The sequence below is a fragment of the Turicibacter sp. GALT-G1 genome (genome assembly GCF_025594995.1).
Lineage (GTDB): Bacteria > Bacillota_I > Bacilli_A > MOL361 > Turicibacteraceae > Turicibacter > Turicibacter bilis.
The window spans coordinates 93,166-111,462 of the sequence record NZ_JAMQUS010000007.1; the positions used below are offsets into that span (position 1 = coordinate 93,166).

Consider the following 18,297-nt stretch of genomic DNA (forward strand, 5'->3'; position numbering starts at 1 on the left):
AAGCATTTTTAATGAAAGAAGGAATTTAGATGCTTTTTAAAGACCGATTCGATGCAGGCCAACAACTTGCTAATCAACTTAAACGATTTGAGAACGATTATCCTCTCATCTTACTCGTTCCCCGTGGAGGCGTTGAAGTTGGGCTCGAGACTATTCGCCGTTATCAACTAGATTGGGATTTTATGATTCCGCGAAAAATCGGTGCCCCTCATAATAAAGAAATTGCCATCGGTGCCGTCACGATGGATGGAAATTATTTATTATATGAAGAATATATTAATCAAATCGACGTTTCTTCTGACTATATTCAAGAACAAATTCAACAAGAAATGATGGAAATTAAACGTCGACTCCAGAAGTATCGAGGAAGTGAAACATTCCCACCTGTGATGAATCAAACGGTCATCTTAATTGATGATGGGATTGCCACAGGCTTCACCCTACTTGCTGCCATTAAATCTATTCATGCTCACGCACCTAAAAAACTTATTCTGGCTGTCCCTGTTGCCCCAACTGAAACGATTGAAGCATTCCGACAATTTGTAGATGACATCATCTGTCTCCATTCCATTGATCGCTTCACTTCAGTTGGCGCTTACTATGAATCGTTTCCCCAAGTCACAGAAGAACAAATGAAGTCTTACATCGATTTACTCAACAAACAGCAGGTGATCATGTAAAAAAACGCCCATCAATGGGCGTTTTCTAATGGATAACAACTGTGGTACCGTCTAAAATATTATCATAAATCCATTTCGCATTCTCCGGAGCTAATCGGATACACCCATGACTCAGTGCCTCACCTAACCGATCATCGATAATTCGTGTGCCACTTGGATCATATAAAATTGAATGATAATAATAACCATCTTTAATTCGGGTCGCATATTTTACTTGATAACGGTCGGTTCCAAAATAAGGTTTACGACCACTAATATGGAACGTTCCTGTAATCGTTGGTGTCACCGGTGCCCCAATCGTAGATGGCCAGCGATATAATTCTTTCCAAGTTCCTTTATTATCTTCAAAGACATACGTTTGTTTGGCTTTTAAATCTGTCGTTAATAGAAATGATGTTGGACTTTTAATTTTATTATCATTAACATATTTCGTCATATCCATATAGAATACAGCTAATTTATCTGGATCTGGATCTGACTTCGCTCCATCATTACTTAAATACGCGCTATAAATAAATCCAAGCTTTCCATCATAAAAACCTTGGCTCCAAAGTCCATCTTGATCGACGACTTCAACCTCTTGATGCTTTTTTATCACTTTCATAGACTGAGAATCTTTTGATGGTTTAGTTCTTAAATGAACATTACTTGTGGTCATCTTGGTTGCTGAAACATAATCCTTATAAACATAACCGATTTGGTTATCGTATAATACTTTCAACCATTCATCATCTGAGTCAATGAGCTCAAATCGAGAATAGGCTGGAATGACCGTAATAATCGTAGCTGATTTAGAAGGCTCTTTTCGTAAATTAAGATTTGTGATGGTATATTTATTAATTGGCGCTCTCATGTCTTCACTCAAAACTTAATCACACCTTTCACTCTATCTTTTGCTATCGTATGATATATCTTTAAAATAAGTGATTAAATGACAAAAAGAAGCGGGAATATTCCGCTCCTTCCTCTTATTTTACTAATGACTGTCCAAGATGGTAGCAGGCATCTAATGCTTCTTCATCAGGATAATCATTACAAATCACGCTTTGACAAACTAGATTTGCTGAAGCTTCTGAACAAGTAGACTCCCACTCTTCCATCCACTGACCATCACCCCAGCCATATGAACCAAATAATGCAATATTCTTATGCGCAAGCTTTGGTAAACAGACTTCAAACATCGGTTCAAACTCGCCATCTTCTAACTGTTCCACGCCCATGGACGGACATCCAAATGCAATAGCGTCATACGTAGCAACTAAGCTCTTCTCAAACTCAGCAGCTGTAAATAAATCTACCTCGGCTCCTTTACGCTTTGCACCTTCTACTACTTGGTTTGCCATCGCTTCCGTATTTCCTGTTCCGCTCCAAAACACAACTGCAACTTTACTCATCATTCCACTCTCCTTTAATTATATTAATCAGCAACAATTAATTGCTGAATCGAAACACCACTTCCAAATCGTTGCTTATAGATATGCTTACACTTTTTAAACTTTGTAAAGAGCTTAATACTCTCCACTACATCCCCATACACTTTCCAATATCCTGTGTGCTTACTATTTTTCCCTTGATGCCTTATAAATCCAACGACATCTTCTACAGGATAGCCAAGAAATAATCCTATTTCATGAGGAAATGTTTCTTGATAACAAAGACGTTCCTTTAATAATTCTAGGCATGGTCTTAGCACCACACTGGAATAACCAACTTTTAATAAGAGTTGTTGACTCTCTAATCTTGATAAATCCATTTCTAACTGTTGATGACGATACACATAAATCAAAGCTGAGGTTTGACGCAGTCGTAAAACTTCACAATAAAGACCTTTATCATTTAACATTTGATTCGCCATCAACACCTTTTGATCCAACTCTTCACGAGTTGAAAAAGATAAATTAAATAAACTCGCTGTCTTTAGCCCCGCTAACGTGGGTGCACAATGTTCAACTAAATACTTCTGCATCTTTATCCCTCCACTTTATTCAAGTTAGCTTATGCTAACTAAATCTTAAAAATAAAAGACTTTTCTAATATCTATTTAAAAAAATATCTTTTCAACAAGTTAGCTGACGCTAACTTGTTGCTTAAACTATACCACGTTAACCAATCATTTAAAAGACTCAAAGATTAAGTTCTAAATATAATCAAAAAAACCTCTATTTAAAAATAGAGGTTTTCTATCAATATAACACAGCATGATCAATTAATTGTAAATTATATTGACGAATTAATTGACCCAGCATTTTAGCATAAATTTTATCCCCATTTTCATCTTTAGCGGTACTGTATCCCGCTTCTTCTAATGCTTTTGCCTGTGTTTTATAGGTCTTAGCTTCAAACACGCCACTTTTAGTATAACGAGAATTGGCTACTAAAAATTGACCATGATCAATGATGGATGCATTAAGCGATGGATAACTCCTAAACTCATCGATAATATACTCATCAAAGCCTTCTTTCGTTTCAAAACTCATGACTTCACCTGACCAATTCGTCCCTTTTTTAATTCCAAATAAATTATTCGCTTGATTGGCTAAATCTGATTGCCCCCAATCAGATTCTAATATCGCTTGGGCAATCGTAATAGACGGTAAAATGCCATATAACTGATAGTTTTCGATCGCCCCTGCTTTAATCGACTCAATAAATCTCATCTCAAAAGATTCAGGATTCGTTTTAGAAGGAATATAACCATAATGTTTTAATTGATTCAAGTTCTCATAGGCCCTCTTTTTTTCTTTCTCATTTAAATCTAATTGATTGAGAACCTCATCAAAGGATAAGACTTGATAATGGCTAATAAAAAGTGAAGCATGTTGCTGTAATTCTTCCTCTGAGATTTGACTCAAATCTTTTTTCGGGTCCACTGCAATAATTGACACAATTTCTTGCCAATTTAATTGAAGGTCCTCACCGCCAAGCTCGTCCACCTTATTAACGATATAAGGTAAATCTAGTAACTCTTTCGCTAAAGACGGACGAACAGACATCTTTAGTTTCCACGTCAACCCCATACTTATGAGAAGGGTTACAATAAAGAATCCGATTAGATATCGTTTCCTCATACTCTCTGCCTCCCTGCTTTATTCGTCAAACTCACCAACATTGTTAGTATCGTTAGTTGACAATCACGCTCCTAATTATCCATTTTCACTGATTTATCATATCGAAAAATAATCCATATTTCATAATAAAAGGGTAAAAAAACTGTAAAATCATCAAACGTTCTTCATACAGACCGACGATATATGCAGTCAAATTTTTACGATACATAAGAATGATTACGTCTTATCTATTAATCTATTATTGTATCACACAAACATTGTAGCGATATGCCTTGTTCATATTGCTTAAGGTAATATTGTTTACAATCTGCATATTTTTTAAATAGATGTTTCATTTCCTCAACGTTTGCATAAACCTTCCAGTATCCTTTGTAAGCATAGTCTTTCCCCTCATGTTCAATAAATCCAATGACATCATCATACGGATAACCGAGGAAAAATCCTATTTCATGTGGAAATGCTTCACTGATCATCAAACGTTTTTTTAAAAAATTCAAACAATCTTTAAGATTAAAGGATTGATACCCAATCGTCGTCAAAAATTGTTTTACGTTCAATTTTCTTAATTCAATTTCTAACGCTTGTTGCTGATAGACATAAATTAAAGCTCTTTTCTTTCCAATTTTAAGTAACGTGGCGTAAATACCAGATGGGTTTATCTGTTCATTGACCGCCCTTAACTCTTCTTTGAGAGTTTCTAGAGATGTGAGCGGATAGCTAAATAAATTAGCCACTTTAATATGAGCAAGTGTTGGCGCACAATAGTTAATGATAAATTCAATCATCGATACTCCCTCTTTCTTTCATTCTAAAATCAACCATCATGGCACTCACTTGGTTCTCTCGAATTATCGCTTTTGATAGATTGAAGTAACTCAGGCATGAATCTAAAATAGCAGCATCTGTACTCACGACATATTCTTTATTGACAAGTAGCACATCTGCATTCGGAACTAATTCCACTTCAACAGAAAGAGGAATGGCTTTCATCATCGATAAAATACTGGATTTTAACCGTTTAGAGTTTGAAACAGGTGCATCTAAATAGAAAATGACATGCGAAACTTCATATCGCTTTAAAAATTGTCCCAGTAGTTGAAGAGCCTGTTCAGTTTCTTCAATCATTCGATAACTGCCTCGAAGTCCTGCTAAGTCACGAATATTCCCATCATTCCCAAATACTAAGGTGCCACCACTTAATGCCACTTCAAGTGTAATAATTAAGTTGAACCCATCAATATAGAGTGTCTTTCCTTTCATCTGCTCTAGTGGTAACTCTTTTTCCATACGTTTTAAACAACATGTGCTTGCACAAATAACACGCTTTAATGCTTCACGTTGGCGGTTTGAAAATAAAAAGCGATTACTAACAAAAGTAACACTTCCTTCTAGTTTATAACCTCGATTGATGAGCCAAGTAATATCATGATTTGCCTGTTTTAACTTCTCCAATTCTACTTGGGAAAACCAGCGTTCGTCTTGGCTATCGTACCCACGTCGTACCATTTTTACACCTCATTTTGAAAAAAAGCAGACGAAATCCTCCCCGTCTGCTTTTATATCTTAATAAAACTAGTATGACAAATTGATGGATTTGCTATGCAATAAACTAGCATTTCCGTCCATTTACCAACGTATTAATCATATCAAAAAAAGATCGGCGAATTTGCCGACCTTACTTTTCATCTTTTAAATCGTTTAGTTATACGCTTTTTGAACCTTTAGTTTTTTCCCTTTAATGGTCTTCGTTTTTAACCCATCAATGACACTCCAACCTTTACCATTTAAAATATCAATATAGGTCACATTCTCTTGGATATCAATAATTCCAATATCTTCTTTCTCAACTCCATCAATAGATAAAATGGTTCCAACAAAGTCAATCGCACGAAGTTTCTTTTTCTTTCCACCATTTAAATAGATTTTCATAATTTCTTTGTTGACATCTGCATGTTTTTGCACTTTGATTTTCGGACGTTCTTTTAATTTCGCTTCAAAGGCAGCTCTTGCTTTTTCAACTTCTGTTGCCACTGGACGTTCAATCACTGGCAATTCAAATCCAATATAAGCTTGAATCTGCTCTAATAACTTAGTCTCAAATGGAGTTACAAACGTGATCGCTTTCCCGACTTTTCCTGCACGCCCGACGCGACCAATTCGATGAACAAAAGATTCTTGGTCTTCAGGTAAATCAAAGTTAAACACGTGTGTTAAATCACTGACATCGATTCCTCGTGCTGCTACATCCGTTGCGACTAAAAAAGAAAACTGTCCCATTTTAAAGTTTCGCATCACTTCAAGACGATCCCTTTGCTCCATTCCTCCATGTAGACGATTCACAGGATAACCTTTTGCTTTTAATCCTTGATATAAAGCGTCTACTGCTTCGCGTGTTGAGCAAAATACAATACAGCGACCTGGATTTTCTACGGTTAATAACTCTTGTAGTAAACGAACTTTTTCTTGCATTCGAACAGGATATAACGCATGCTCAACTAAATCGGTTGCAATTGATTTCGATTCAATTTTAATTTCTGTCGGCTGCGATAAATAGTTCTTTGCTAACTTTTTAATTGCATTTGGCATCGTTGCCGAAAATAACATCGTTTGACGTGCCTTAGGTGTCATCTTTAAAATCATTTCCACCGTCTCAATAAATCCCATGTTTAACATCTCATCAGCTTCATCTAAAATAACAGATTTAATTTGCTGTAAATTTAATGTTCCACGCTCAATATGATCTAATACTCGCCCTGGTGTTCCAACAACAATATGTGTTTTTTGTTTTAATTCTCGAACTTGATCTTTAAACGGAGACTTCCCATAAACAGCAACTACCTTTAATCGCTTAAAGCGTCCAATATGCATCAGTTCTTCCTGAACTTGAACGGCTAATTCTCGAGTAGGAGTTAAAATAAGTGCTTGAGGCTTATTTTCTTCCCAATCTATTTGTTCACAAACTGGAATTCCATAAGATGCTGTTTTCCCACTTCCCGTTTTTGATTGAACCATTAGATCTTCTTTATTTAAAATGGTTGGAATAACTTGGGCTTGAACCTCTGTAGCTTCATGATACCCCAGTCCATTTAATGCTTTTAAAATGTCTGAACTAAGTTTGAATTCATTAAATGTTGTCATCTTTATACCTCTTTTAATTATTACTATCTTTTATTATATCACTTATTTGTCTTTTTGACGCCATTACTTAATTTTTATCAGATAGATTGTAATATTGTATGTGACCCATAAAAAAACTCATAAAGAAGTTACCACACCAAATTCTGAACATTATCGGATTAAAATAATGAAATTTGAGCATCAGCTACCTTCGTCTTCTCACTTAGAAAATTCAAATCTCTTTTTATTCATATACTGAATCTGCACAGTTAGTTGGCGAAATTTTTCTGCGAGTGATTGATTTTTAGTGAATAAAGCTTTATTTCGTTCTATTAATTGTTGTTCAAGTTCTGTCATCCAAGTCGCCTACTTTGAAAAGGGTTTATCATTACAACTAGTATAAGTAATCATAAAAAAATAGAAATAAGAGATTTTATCGAAAAAACCGCTTATTTCTATTAGTATAAGCAACCTGTTTTACATCTTGATTTTGTGGTCATTGTAAATTTTCATTTTCGATTCTAATATATATAAGTCCAGATAAGTTTTTCATATCGGAAAACTTTTAAGCCCTACTAATGGAGGAAACATGCTTCGCATGGTAGGTGACCCATACCCTAGCAAAGGAGGAGTAGATTTCTTTCAGAAATCGCTAGGTGACCCCTGGACGATAGTCTGTCTTAGTATTAAAGCAATCGATTAACTAAGACTGATGTAGAATGATGAAATACATTTCTGTTTCTATATATAACAACATAAATCCGTCACGATCCTAGTATAAAGCTTTGTCTCAATCTTTTTTCTCCCACAAAATAAGAAGATAGTCTGATTAAATAAATCTAAATCATATTTATCAGTGAGGACATTAGTTAAACCCTCATTCCCACAACGCATATCGTTGTGGCGACAAACAATGGATCACCGACCATTTACGAAGTAAATGCCTCCCCCCATTAGTAGGGCTTAAAGATATTTTGAATCGTAGTAAAATTAATAAGCATACTTAAACAGCTCCATTAAAACTTCATCTAAAATATACTCTTATTTCCCCATTGTAAAACGTGACTTCAGTATCCTTAATTTTAAAGTAACAGGCAGGCATATCCTTACCGGTCGTAGATGCTGACTAAGACTTTAAATTAGGGTCACTCAATGTGACTGGAACTATAATATGATTTTCTTTCATAAAAAATTGACCTCCTTATCTTTGATAGCTACAGTATAGCTCAAAGTTAGGGGTCAAAATAGACATATTTATATGACGTACTTCCGATTGAGGAAAAGCGTTTGCTTGTTATTCCAAAGTAGAAGCTGATTTAAAAGTTACTGTTTATTTCGCAGATGCCTATTCGTCTTGGCAAAGAGGAAGTAATGAAGAGATTAATGAGGCAGAGTGCCTCATTAATCATCGACTACAAAAATGTTTAGGGTGGAAAACTGCATAGGTCACCTCCCCACGAAGTGGTATCCCTCTCTGGTAGGAGTCGAGCTATTTCATGAGAAAGTGTCACAGTTGTATTAACAATTCGTTAGTCTAAAAAAATTAATCTTTAATTATTTCACTAAATCATATTTTACAAGATTTAGCGTTATCTCTTCATCGCTAAAAAATGAAATTCCCTCAGCATTTAAATCAGTAAAGATTAACATAGTCATTGCTTTATCACCATCATTAATAAATGTCTCAATACTTTGTTTATCTAAAATGAGTCTGAGTTTTAACAAACCATCTTTTAATGGTACTATTGCACTTTTTTCATTCAAAACAGCTCTTCTACAACCCGAAAATTTTCTATCCATTGTTAATAAGGATTTTTTCACATCGTATTTAATTGCAGTATAGCATACTTCATCTTGTGCGAGTTTAATTGAAAATTCATCACAGTTGATACTTGGTTTAACGATAACTTCTAAATCAATTCTTCGTCCTTTAACAGCCTCAAATGTTTTATTACCTTTGAATGTAACTTCTTGATATTCAACCTTATTTTTTCGGTAATTTTCAATTTCTTTAACTGGGTTTTGAATTAATCGATTATTTATAACGTGTAGTTCTCTTGGTATACTCATTTGTCCAAACCATTCTCTACCTGGATTTTGTAAACCATTTGTGTCCCAATTTGCCATCCATCCTACCATAATCCGTCTTTGACTCTCAGTAAGAACAGATTGTGGAGCGTAGAAATCTAACCCATAATCAATTGCATGATTAATTTCTTCTTTAAAGATATTGTTCTCATTATCAAAATCACCGATTAAGCAAGCCGTTACATTCCCACCTCCATATTCATATCCTTGTGGTAAAACATCTTGTGGGCTAATTAATAATACACCTTTTTCATTCAACTCAAAGAAATCAGGACACTCCCACATTTTCCCTAGCCTATTTCCATTATAAGATAAAATATCTTCATATTTCCAATCAATTGCGTTTTTACTACTAAATAGAACAACTTGTCCACTACCATCTGCTGGTCTATTTCCTACTACGCATAAATAGCTACCATCTTCTTTTCTCCATATCTTAGGATCTCTAAAATCTACTTTACTACATCCTTCAGGTAGCATATCTGCTGTGATAACTGGATTATTTGGATGTTTTTTGTAATTAACACCATCTCCAATGGCAATACATTGTGTTTGAATATCGGTTTCCTCACCATTTGGAAGTTTTACTTTTTTCACACCTGTATACATAAGTAGGTGCTTACCATCATCTAACGTTACAGCACTTCCAGAAAAACATCCAAATTGATCATACTCTTGATCAGGTGCTAACGCCGTAGGCAGATACTCCCAATTAATCAAATCTTTACTTTTAGCATGTCCCCAATGCATCGGTCCCCATGAAGCACTATATGGGTGATATTGATAGAACATATGGTATTCATTATTATAAACACTAAATCCATTAGGGTCATTCATCCACCCAACTCGTGATGCTAAATGAAAGTCAGGTTTTTGTAGCTTAATTGCACCCTCATGATTCATCTCATACTCTCTAGCTTTATTTAAAATTATATTCATATTTGATATCCTCATTTCCCAGACATATTGAGATACGTTATTATCCTAATTATTCATAAGCTGCATCTAAATATTTTTGATGAATTTCTAAATATTCTTGTAGTCCATAAGCGTCTAAATCTTTCAGGTACTGACTCCACTCTTCATCAGTAACACCATTTTTAATCCAATCAGCTTTTTTAGTATTCATTAATTTTTCCAAATCAGTTTGAAGATTTGCTAAGCGTTTAGTATCTTCTTGATCCATAAAAACTACAGGATATACATATTCATGATTCATATCTGGTGTAAAGTACTCTTCAATCCACTCTAAACGATATTGTGCATCAGCTGGTGTAGTAACATAAACACCATAATACTCATCAAGAATAGCCAATGGGCCACCAACAGACTCAGCTTCACGAACTTCAACAGGTGATGCATCACCTAGAGGCGCATGTTGTAACATTTCTTCACCATCTGCATTTTTCCCTAATTCAAAGATATCAAACTCATCATCTTCACCATAAGTTCCCCAATTGTTTTGTGGAGATTGAAATGGATCATACATTTGATCTAAATATGCACATACTAATGCTGGATTTCCAGCTGCAGCTGTCACTACTGCACGCCCAACATCTACACCACTAGTAAATGAACCATTTTGAGCTGTTAAATTTGTCACATCAGCAGTTAGAACTGGTAATGGAACCCAATCATTAAGATTATCAATGTTTGCAATATCCCAACTAAAAGCAACTCCATAACGTCCTGATTTCCCTTTTGAGACATATGTAGACCAGTCTTGAGTAAACGCTTCTGCATCAATTAAACCTTGCTCATATAAAGAATGTAGCCATTGAATACCTTCTTTGTACCCCTCTTGTACAGTAGTACTAATGACTTCTAGATTATCTGTTACTGCAATATGTCTACTTTTATCTGGATCGCCGTATCCTTCCCCAAATCCATTAATTAATATTGAAGGATCTTGATCACCATCATTAATAATACAAGACATTGGAATAATATCTCCATCTATATTAAATTCTTTTTGTAAAGCTTCCGCATTATCTCTAAAGGCAATTAATATCTCTTCAAATTCCTCTACCGTTTCAGGTATTTCTAAATTTAAGAAATCAAGCCATTTTTGATTAATAAAACTCATATTTCCAACTGTTTGAATAGCTTTTTTCCCGCTACCTAATTGCTCAATCCAAGGTAGAGACCAAATATGTCCTTCTGAATCAGTAATCATAGTTCTATATTCTGGATATTTATTTAATATATTACTCAAGTTCGGCATATACGCTTCAATATAATCTTCTAATGGAAGAATAACTCCTTGTTGTGCGTATCTTGATAAATCACTTGTAGAAAATCCTGCATTCATTACAAAATCAGGTAATGTATTAACATCTGACATTGCTAATGTGATTTTATCTCCCCATTGATCTGATTGAATGGCTGTCCACTCCACCTCTACATTAGTAGCCTCCTGTAACCTTTTAAAAATTGTGCGGTTATTTGGATTAGATTCCGTATTAGCTGGAAACGTTGTCATTCCTTTGATAGTCGTCGTTTCTTGTAAAGGAAATTGCAGAGTTGCTACATCAACCTCTTGAAAATCCGTTTGACTTCTTAACTCTACTTTATTCCCACTACAACCGACTAAGGCTATAGATGACGCTAAAAAAAGACTAATTCCCTGCATAACTGTTCTACATTTCATTTTTTCCCCTCCATAAATTTTGTATTTTATATTACCCTTTAATCGATCCTAACATGATTTCTCCATCAAAATATTTTTGGAAAAATGGATACATCACAATTAAGGGTAAACTCGAAATAATAATTGTAGAATATTTTAATAACTCCGCTAGCTGAGCTCTTTCAGCCGTACTTTGTATATCTGAAATCATTCCAGACTCAGGTTGATTTTGAATTAATATCGAGCGCAATACAAGTTGTAATGGTTGCTTAGATGCATCATTTAAATAAATCATTGCATCAAAATAACTATTCCACATTCCAACAAATTGCCACAATGATAATACTGCAATAATTGGAAAACAAACTGGTAATAAGATTTTAAAGAAATAGACTAATTCATTAGCACCATCTACTTCTGCAGCTTCTCTTAACTCACTTGGAATACCTTTATAATACGTTCTAGCAATAATCATATTCCATACGCTAAAAGCCCCTGGCAAAATTATGGCCCAAATTGAATCTAATAATCCTAGATCACTTATTAATAAATATGTTGGAATTAATCCTCCCCCGAAAAACATTGTAATCATAAATATTAGATTAAAAATCTTTCTACCTTTAAAATCTTCTCTTGACATAGGATAAGCCGCTAGCAACGTCACTATAACCGAAATGACAGTAAATAACACTGAGTAAATAATAGCATTTTTAAATCCTGTCCAAATTGATGCATTATCAATTACCCTTTCATATGCTGTTAAGGTCCATTTACTGAAATCAAAAGTAATTCCTTGATTTTGTAAAGTTACTGGATCAACAAATGATGCAAAGATAATATATAATACAGGTACTATAATAGCTAATAAAAATAACCCCAATACCAAAAACGATAGCAGTAAAAATAACTTATCACTAACACATAGCTTATGAAATTTTTTTATCCTCTCCATACTATTCACCTACAATCCTTTTCCGTCATTCATTTTAGCAATAATTTTATTCACTAAAACTAATAAAATAATATTAATTACTGTATTAAATAATCCTACTGCTGTTGAGAATCCATAATCACCCTGTAGCAATCCGATTTTATAAACATATGTAGATATTATTTCAGAAGCTTGTAAGTTTAAATCTGTTTGCAGCGCATATGCTTTTTCAAAGCCGATACTCATAACATTTCCTGCTGCTAAGATAAATTGAATCACAACGATATCTTTAATCGCTGGCCATTCAACAGCCTTAATTTGTTGAAAAATATTAGCTCCATCGATAATCGCCGCTTCCTTCAACTCTTTACTTGCATTCGAAAGTGCAGCCGTGTACATAATCGAAGCCCATCCAGCAGTTTGCCAAATACCTGAGGCAATATAAATTGTACGAAATGCTGAGGGCATAGTCATAAAGTCTATATCTGTATTAAAGAATAAATTAAGCGGCCCATTTACTGATAATAATATTCGTATAATACCGCACAATACGATAACAGATATGAAATTAGGTAAATATAATACCAATTGAACTTTTTGTCTTATTTTAGAACTACTAATCCGATTTAATAGGAAAGCTAAGATAATAGGTACTGGGAACCCCCATAGTAGGCCATATATACTCAACTTTAAGGTATTAACTAGATATAAAATGAAATCTGGAGATTTCATAAATCTTATGAAGTGTTCAAAACCAACAAATTCACTTCCCAATATCCCCTTTATCGGATTATAATCTTGAAATGCAATTAATACCCCTCCCATTGGTAAATATTTAAATACCAATGTTAATAATAAAGCTGGTAAAAGAAATATCACATATAACTGCCAGTGGGATTTTATATATAATATTGTTTCTTTTGATCTACCACGCTTTTTCACTTGGTTATTTCCCAAAACATGTGCGCTATTTTCCATGACTCTTCTCCTTTCTAAAATTAATTCACTCCACAATACTTTTACAAATGTAACACTACAACCGTTTACATTAGTATTTATATCAGTGTTTTTACACATTGTCAATAAATATTGTTATTTTTAACCAAAAAATATCCCAAATCTTACATCTACAACACCATTAATTGCACAAATTATCTTTTGTCGTTTGCACAATTTTTGTTACATTATAAAGCGCAAACATTGTGCAATTGACTATTTTTTATTCGTATATTATAATAATTATATATTTCTATATTTTTCCGATACCCAATCATTCACTAAACCTAAATATATAAGTCCTGATAAGTTTTCATAACTGAGAAAATTTTAGCATGACAATAGTTGATCTTTCTGTCAAAAATATTGATAGGATAAACCTGATTCTGAGATTATGAAATATATTTCACTACTTATATAAATATAAAAAATCATTCTGATAAAAATATCAATATTAGAATGATAAAAATAAGGAGGATATATGTCAAATAGAGTAACAATTCAAGATATTGCTGATGCTTTAGGTATTTCTAGAAATACTGTTTCTAAAGCACTTAATAATACTGGAGTTATAGCAGAAGCAACTAGGGAAAAAGTTATGCAAAAAGCTATAGAAATGGGATATAAACAATTTTCAATCGCAGAATTTTCAAACTTTAATAATTTCAACGATCTAGTTTCTAATTCTATAAAACAAAGTGAAATCATTTTATTAACATCCACCTTCTTAAATAATTCACACTTTGCATCATTAATGCTTGATAAATTTCAACGTGAATTATCACAATTAAATTATACGCTTACAATCATCAGAGTTTTACCTGAAGAATTAAGCTCATTAAAACTTCCCTCTTCTTTTAACAAACATACTTGTGCTGGGATTATTTGTTTTGAAATGTTTGATAAAGATTATAATCATATGATTAGTAATTTAAATATCCCTATCTTATTCGTAGATTCACATGTTCTAACATCAAATCCTATTAATTCCGATTTCCTGTATATGGAAAACACATCAGGAATTCAACAACTTATTTCAGAAATGGTTCATCGTGGCAAAAGAAAAATAGGTTTCATTGGAGAAATTAATCACTGTCAATCTTTCTATGAACGCTACCTAGCATTTCGTAATGGTCTATTGTTTCATAATATAGAGTATTATGATAAATTCTGTTTTACAAATCATAATGTAGATAAATCGCTTCAAACACAAAGTTCATATTTGGAATACTTGCACAATTGCCTTGATAATTTAGATGAGTTACCTGATTTATTTATATGTGCAAATGATTTTATTGCATTAGATGTTATTAGCGTTTTAAAAATTAAAGGCTATAAGGTTCCCGATGATGTTCTTTTATGTGGATTTGATAATTCTCCTGAATCAAGGATTATATCTCCTCCACTAACAACTATTCATATCCACAGTCAAATAATGGGGGTTTGTGCTGCTGAACTATTATTTTCAAGAATTAAAGAACCTACTTTAAATTACCGTAAGATGTATACCGAAACAACACTCATACTTAGAGAATCAACAAATCACTAATGAGATTAAAAAGGAGAGATTTTTCATGGGTAATCTATTCGAGTATAACAGTCCTGTTTCAAAAGCACTCACAAACATCTGCTACAGTGCTTATTTAAATATTTTATGGTTTATATTTTCAATTCCTATCTTTACTATCGGAGCCTCAACGACAGCTTTATATAGTGTCTCACTAAAAATTGTTCGTAATGAAGAAGGTAATCTTACTAAAGATTTCATTAAATCTTTTAAACAAAATTTTAAACAAAGTACTTCTGTTTGGATAATTTTAACACTTTTAGGTACCCTTCTTTTAATTGATGGTTACATTTTATATCATAAAGGTCTAGATAATATTTTTTGGACCATCCTATTAGCCTCGTATTTCGTAGCTTGTGTAGCTTATCTTCTCATTAGCCTTTATATTTATCCATTAATTTCTAAATTTGAAAATAAAACACTCTATGTATTTAAAAATGCTTTAATAATTGGACTTCGTTTTTTAATGTGTAGCGCTGTTATCACTTTCATTCATTTTATCATTTTTTATACAATTATATTTATTTTCACACCACTTATTATCTTTGGCATGGGAATCACAGCATTAATTAGTTCTTATTTAATGTCTAATATTATACTTCAATGTGAACAGAAAACTAAAAGGCTTGACGAACAAAAACTAGTCTAGAAAATAAAGGAGAAATATATAAATGAGTGTGGAATTTAATAAATTAAGATATTTTTATGACTATTATAAATTTCATGTTTTAGCTATTATCCTACTACTATACTTCGTCATTAATATAACTCACGGCCTCCTATTTAGAAAAGATATCATTCTTAATATCGGTTTAGTTAATGTTAATTTAAGTGATCAAGCATCACTTGTTATAAGTGATAATTTTATTACTACTCTTACTATTGATGATGCTAAAGTACAACTTTACGATAATCTTTATATTAAAAATAATCCAACTCAAGAAGAATACGAAATCACCTATGCCTCACATTTAAAACTTCTAGCAACAATCAATGCTCAACAGTTAGACATAGTCATAATGGATGATTCTTCTCTAAATTATTTTAGTGAAAATGATTTCCTATATTCTCTGGATGAATTAAGTTCTAATAGTTCTCTACAAAACCACTTATTAACTATTGACGACACTTCCTCTGTTATCGAGATAACGAATAGCCCTTTAATGTCCAAATTTAATTTTAATGGGAATCTATATTTAGGAATAATTAAAAATTGTTCAAATAAAGATACTGTATTAACTTTTTTAAATTATTTATATCCTTAAATTTCTAACACTCTTTTTTTCAATCAGTATTTATCACTTGATATGAATTAAGAAGCGTAATAATAAGGTAATCTGGAACCTATGTCAAGGACATTTCAAAAAAACATGAGTTAAGCTACATTTAAAAGATGATTTCTGTACCCCACAGGAGTCATCTTTTTTAAATTCCATTGATAACGTGCTATATTATGATACATCTTATATCGTTTGACTTCGTATTTTACCTCATCTAATGTTTGGCATTCTTTAATAGGGATTCATCTTTGAAGTAATCAAAGAAAGATTCTTGTGGTGCATTATCCCAACAGTTTCCTTTTCGAGACATGGATTGACCTAATCCCTTTTTCTTTAATAGAGCTTGGAAGGTTGGGCTGGTATCATGGCTCCTTGATCAGAGTGGATAAACGCTTCTGGATGAAGTGGGATTCGTTTATTCCTAAATAGTTTTTCAATGGTTTCAGTCCCCAATGGCATCCCTAAACTATCCGAAACATGATAAGATAAAATTTTAATGGTAGAGGCATCTAAAATAATCGATAGATAGGCTACTTTTCCAGTTCCATAATATAAATAAGTAATATCAGTGAGTAAGACTTTACCTGGTGTTTCTTCTCTAAATTCTCGATTTAAAAACGCGATGTTCTTCTGTTGCTTTTAGTTGTTTTAAATAGGGTTTCCTTCGACGATGGGGACAGATAATTCTCTATCTTTTCATGATGCGTCTAATTCGTTTAAGGCTATAAACAATCCCCATTTCACCTTCTAATGTCATTTTAATTTGAAGAGATCCTTTTTTGTATCCACGATGATTAAAAATATTCAAAATAAGATCCCTAACCATTAAATCCACTTCTTCACATTTTAGTCGATTCTATTTTGCATCACCACTAAAATAGCGATAATAGCCTGAGCGTGAGACGTTTAAGGTATCACAAAAATAGCCGATGACACCTTTTAAGTTAAAGTGTTCAATGACTTGTGTAATTAACTCATATTTCTGTGAAGGAGTGAGGGATTTAACTACTTTAGTCTCCCCCTCTCCATCAAATATACCTTTTTTAATAATTCATTCTCTGCTTCTAATAATTTAATTTTAGCTTCAAGCTTAGCTGTCTGCTCTTGAGCGGTTAACTCTCTATTTAAACGACGTGCCGAATTCATCGGAAGCGTATCTTTTAATCCAAATAATCCAGGTTTTTCATAAGCCAATTTCCAACTAAAAACAGCAGATCCAATCCGTTTCATGCCGATCATCTCAACATTAAATCCTGCTTGTTAAAAAAACATACGAGGAGTTTTTCCTTCATCTAGTTGTACAACTAATAAACGTTTAAATTCATCATGACAAATAATTGCTTTTTCTGATACCTTTTTAACATAAGGGTTTTTATTTAAAATGTTGATTTCTTTATCTGTAAACTTCTTTTGACTCATTCTCTTCACCATACTTCTCTTAAGTTATCTTTTTTTCTATTATAAAATAAAAGGTAACTATTCAGCCTAGTACAAGAGGGTAAGCTAAAAAGAGGTACCCATTTCATGAAGTCCCCCTCTTGTATTTTATGAAAATTGAATCGTATTTCCTCTTAAAATGGTTTCAATACTTTCAATGATCGTTAATCCTTGCTTTTGACAAGTTGAAATGAATCCTCTGATTCGTGCGAAACAATGAGCCCCTTTTTCTGTTCGAAAACAGCCTGATATTTTTTGTTTCGTTTTAGTCATTCGGACATCACGCTCAGCTAAATTATTATCAAATGGAACTTCAACTTGATATAGAAATTCTAGCACCTCTTCTTGTCGTTTCGATAAACGATTGAGTAATCGAACTGGATCTGTATTTTTTTCATGAGCTTTTAAAGGATTCGCCAGATAGCCTTCTTCAATGATTGTTTGATATCGCTGCCCAAATTCTTGAACCTTATCTCGTGGTAAATGTTTATAGTATTCTAATAA

The 18,297-nt window shown here is 33.1% G+C and carries 17 protein-coding genes and 1 pseudogene; 4 read left to right on the forward strand and 14 right to left on the reverse strand.

Annotation, left to right across the window (positions count from 1 at the left end):
- Positions 1-29: 29 nt before the first annotated feature.
- Positions 30-680 carry a phosphoribosyltransferase gene (locus NEH74_RS01395; RefSeq protein ID WP_055305385.1) on the forward strand — a complete coding sequence of 217 codons (651 nt, stop codon included), beginning with the start codon at positions 30-32 and terminating at the stop codon, positions 678-680.
- A gap of 25 nt (positions 681-705) precedes the next feature.
- Here the strand turns inward: NEH74_RS01395 and NEH74_RS01400 are convergent, their stop codons facing one another.
- The 12 genes from NEH74_RS01400 to NEH74_RS01455 form a co-directional block, all read right to left on the reverse strand.
- Positions 706-1,545, reverse strand: coding sequence for an SH3 domain-containing protein (locus NEH74_RS01400; RefSeq protein ID WP_262940956.1), 840 nt, complete (start codon positions 1,543-1,545; stop codon positions 706-708).
- Positions 1,546-1,648: 103 nt separating this feature from the next.
- A complete protein-coding gene (locus NEH74_RS01405; protein WP_055305384.1) occupies positions 1,649-2,074 on the reverse strand; it encodes a flavodoxin in 426 nt (141 codons plus the stop codon).
- Positions 2,075-2,097: 23 nt separating this feature from the next.
- Positions 2,098-2,646 (reverse strand): DUF3793 family protein, encoded by a 549-nt coding sequence (locus NEH74_RS01410; protein WP_055242190.1) that lies wholly within the window; start codon positions 2,644-2,646, stop codon positions 2,098-2,100.
- Between the two features lie 217 nt (positions 2,647-2,863).
- Complete coding sequence (locus tag NEH74_RS01415; protein WP_055305382.1) at positions 2,864-3,748, reverse strand: glycoside hydrolase family 73 protein; 885 nt, start codon at positions 3,746-3,748, stop codon at positions 2,864-2,866.
- A 230-nt stretch (positions 3,749-3,978) separates the two neighbouring features.
- Complete coding sequence (locus NEH74_RS01420; RefSeq protein WP_055242187.1) at positions 3,979-4,533, reverse strand: DUF3793 family protein; 555 nt, start codon at positions 4,531-4,533, stop codon at positions 3,979-3,981.
- A complete protein-coding gene (locus tag NEH74_RS01425) occupies positions 4,526-5,254 on the reverse strand; it encodes a DUF434 domain-containing protein (RefSeq protein ID WP_055242185.1) in 729 nt (242 codons plus the stop codon). Before NEH74_RS01425 ends, NEH74_RS01420 begins: the two co-directional genes overlap by 8 nt.
- Positions 5,255-5,446: 192 nt before the next feature.
- Positions 5,447-6,886, reverse strand: a complete 1,440-nt coding sequence (locus NEH74_RS01430; RefSeq protein ID WP_055305906.1) for a DEAD/DEAH box helicase — start codon at positions 6,884-6,886, stop codon at positions 5,447-5,449.
- 720 nt (positions 6,887-7,606) lie between these two features.
- Positions 7,607-7,780: an IS66 family insertion sequence element accessory protein TnpB gene (gene tnpB, locus NEH74_RS13660; protein WP_370456890.1), complete on the reverse strand. Its 174-nt coding sequence runs from the start codon at positions 7,778-7,780 to the stop codon at positions 7,607-7,609.
- Positions 7,781-8,419: 639 nt separating this feature from the next.
- Positions 8,420-9,892, reverse strand: coding sequence for a glycoside hydrolase family 32 protein (locus NEH74_RS01440; protein ID WP_055305905.1), 1,473 nt, complete (start codon positions 9,890-9,892; stop codon positions 8,420-8,422).
- Positions 9,893-9,941: 49 nt separating this feature from the next.
- A complete protein-coding gene (locus NEH74_RS01445) occupies positions 9,942-11,603 on the reverse strand; it encodes an extracellular solute-binding protein (protein WP_055305904.1) in 1,662 nt (553 codons plus the stop codon).
- 31 nt (positions 11,604-11,634) lie between these two features.
- Positions 11,635-12,534, reverse strand: a complete 900-nt coding sequence (locus NEH74_RS01450; protein ID WP_055305903.1) for a carbohydrate ABC transporter permease — start codon at positions 12,532-12,534, stop codon at positions 11,635-11,637.
- 9 nt (positions 12,535-12,543) lie between these two features.
- The gene (locus NEH74_RS01455) at positions 12,544-13,491 is read right to left on the reverse strand and encodes an ABC transporter permease (protein WP_055305902.1); all 948 of its coding nucleotides are present in this window, start codon (positions 13,489-13,491) and stop codon (positions 12,544-12,546) included.
- Positions 13,492-13,990: 499 nt separating this feature from the next.
- Between NEH74_RS01455 and NEH74_RS01460 the strand changes: the two genes are divergently transcribed.
- Genes NEH74_RS01460 through NEH74_RS01470 form a run of 3 tightly spaced genes read left to right on the forward strand, consistent with a single transcriptional unit; the run spans position 13,991 to position 16,341 of the window.
- A complete protein-coding gene (locus tag NEH74_RS01460; RefSeq protein ID WP_055305901.1) occupies positions 13,991-15,058 on the forward strand; it encodes a LacI family DNA-binding transcriptional regulator in 1,068 nt (355 codons plus the stop codon).
- Positions 15,059-15,083: 25 nt separating this feature from the next.
- Complete coding sequence (locus NEH74_RS01465; protein ID WP_055305900.1) at positions 15,084-15,725, forward strand: YesL family protein; 642 nt, start codon at positions 15,084-15,086, stop codon at positions 15,723-15,725.
- 22 nt (positions 15,726-15,747) lie between these two features.
- Complete coding sequence (locus tag NEH74_RS01470; RefSeq protein ID WP_055305899.1) at positions 15,748-16,341, forward strand: hypothetical protein; 594 nt, start codon at positions 15,748-15,750, stop codon at positions 16,339-16,341.
- Between the two features lie 110 nt (positions 16,342-16,451).
- On the opposite strand, the pseudogene NEH74_RS01475 reads toward NEH74_RS01470, so the two are convergent.
- Together NEH74_RS01475 and NEH74_RS01480 are read right to left on the reverse strand one after the other, a co-directional pair.
- A pseudogene (locus NEH74_RS01475) lies at positions 16,452-17,775 on the reverse strand (IS3 family transposase).
- A gap of 126 nt (positions 17,776-17,901) precedes the next feature.
- Positions 17,902-18,297: IS66 family transposase (locus tag NEH74_RS01480; protein WP_262940957.1), on the reverse strand; the 396-nt coding region annotated here is incomplete at its 5' end.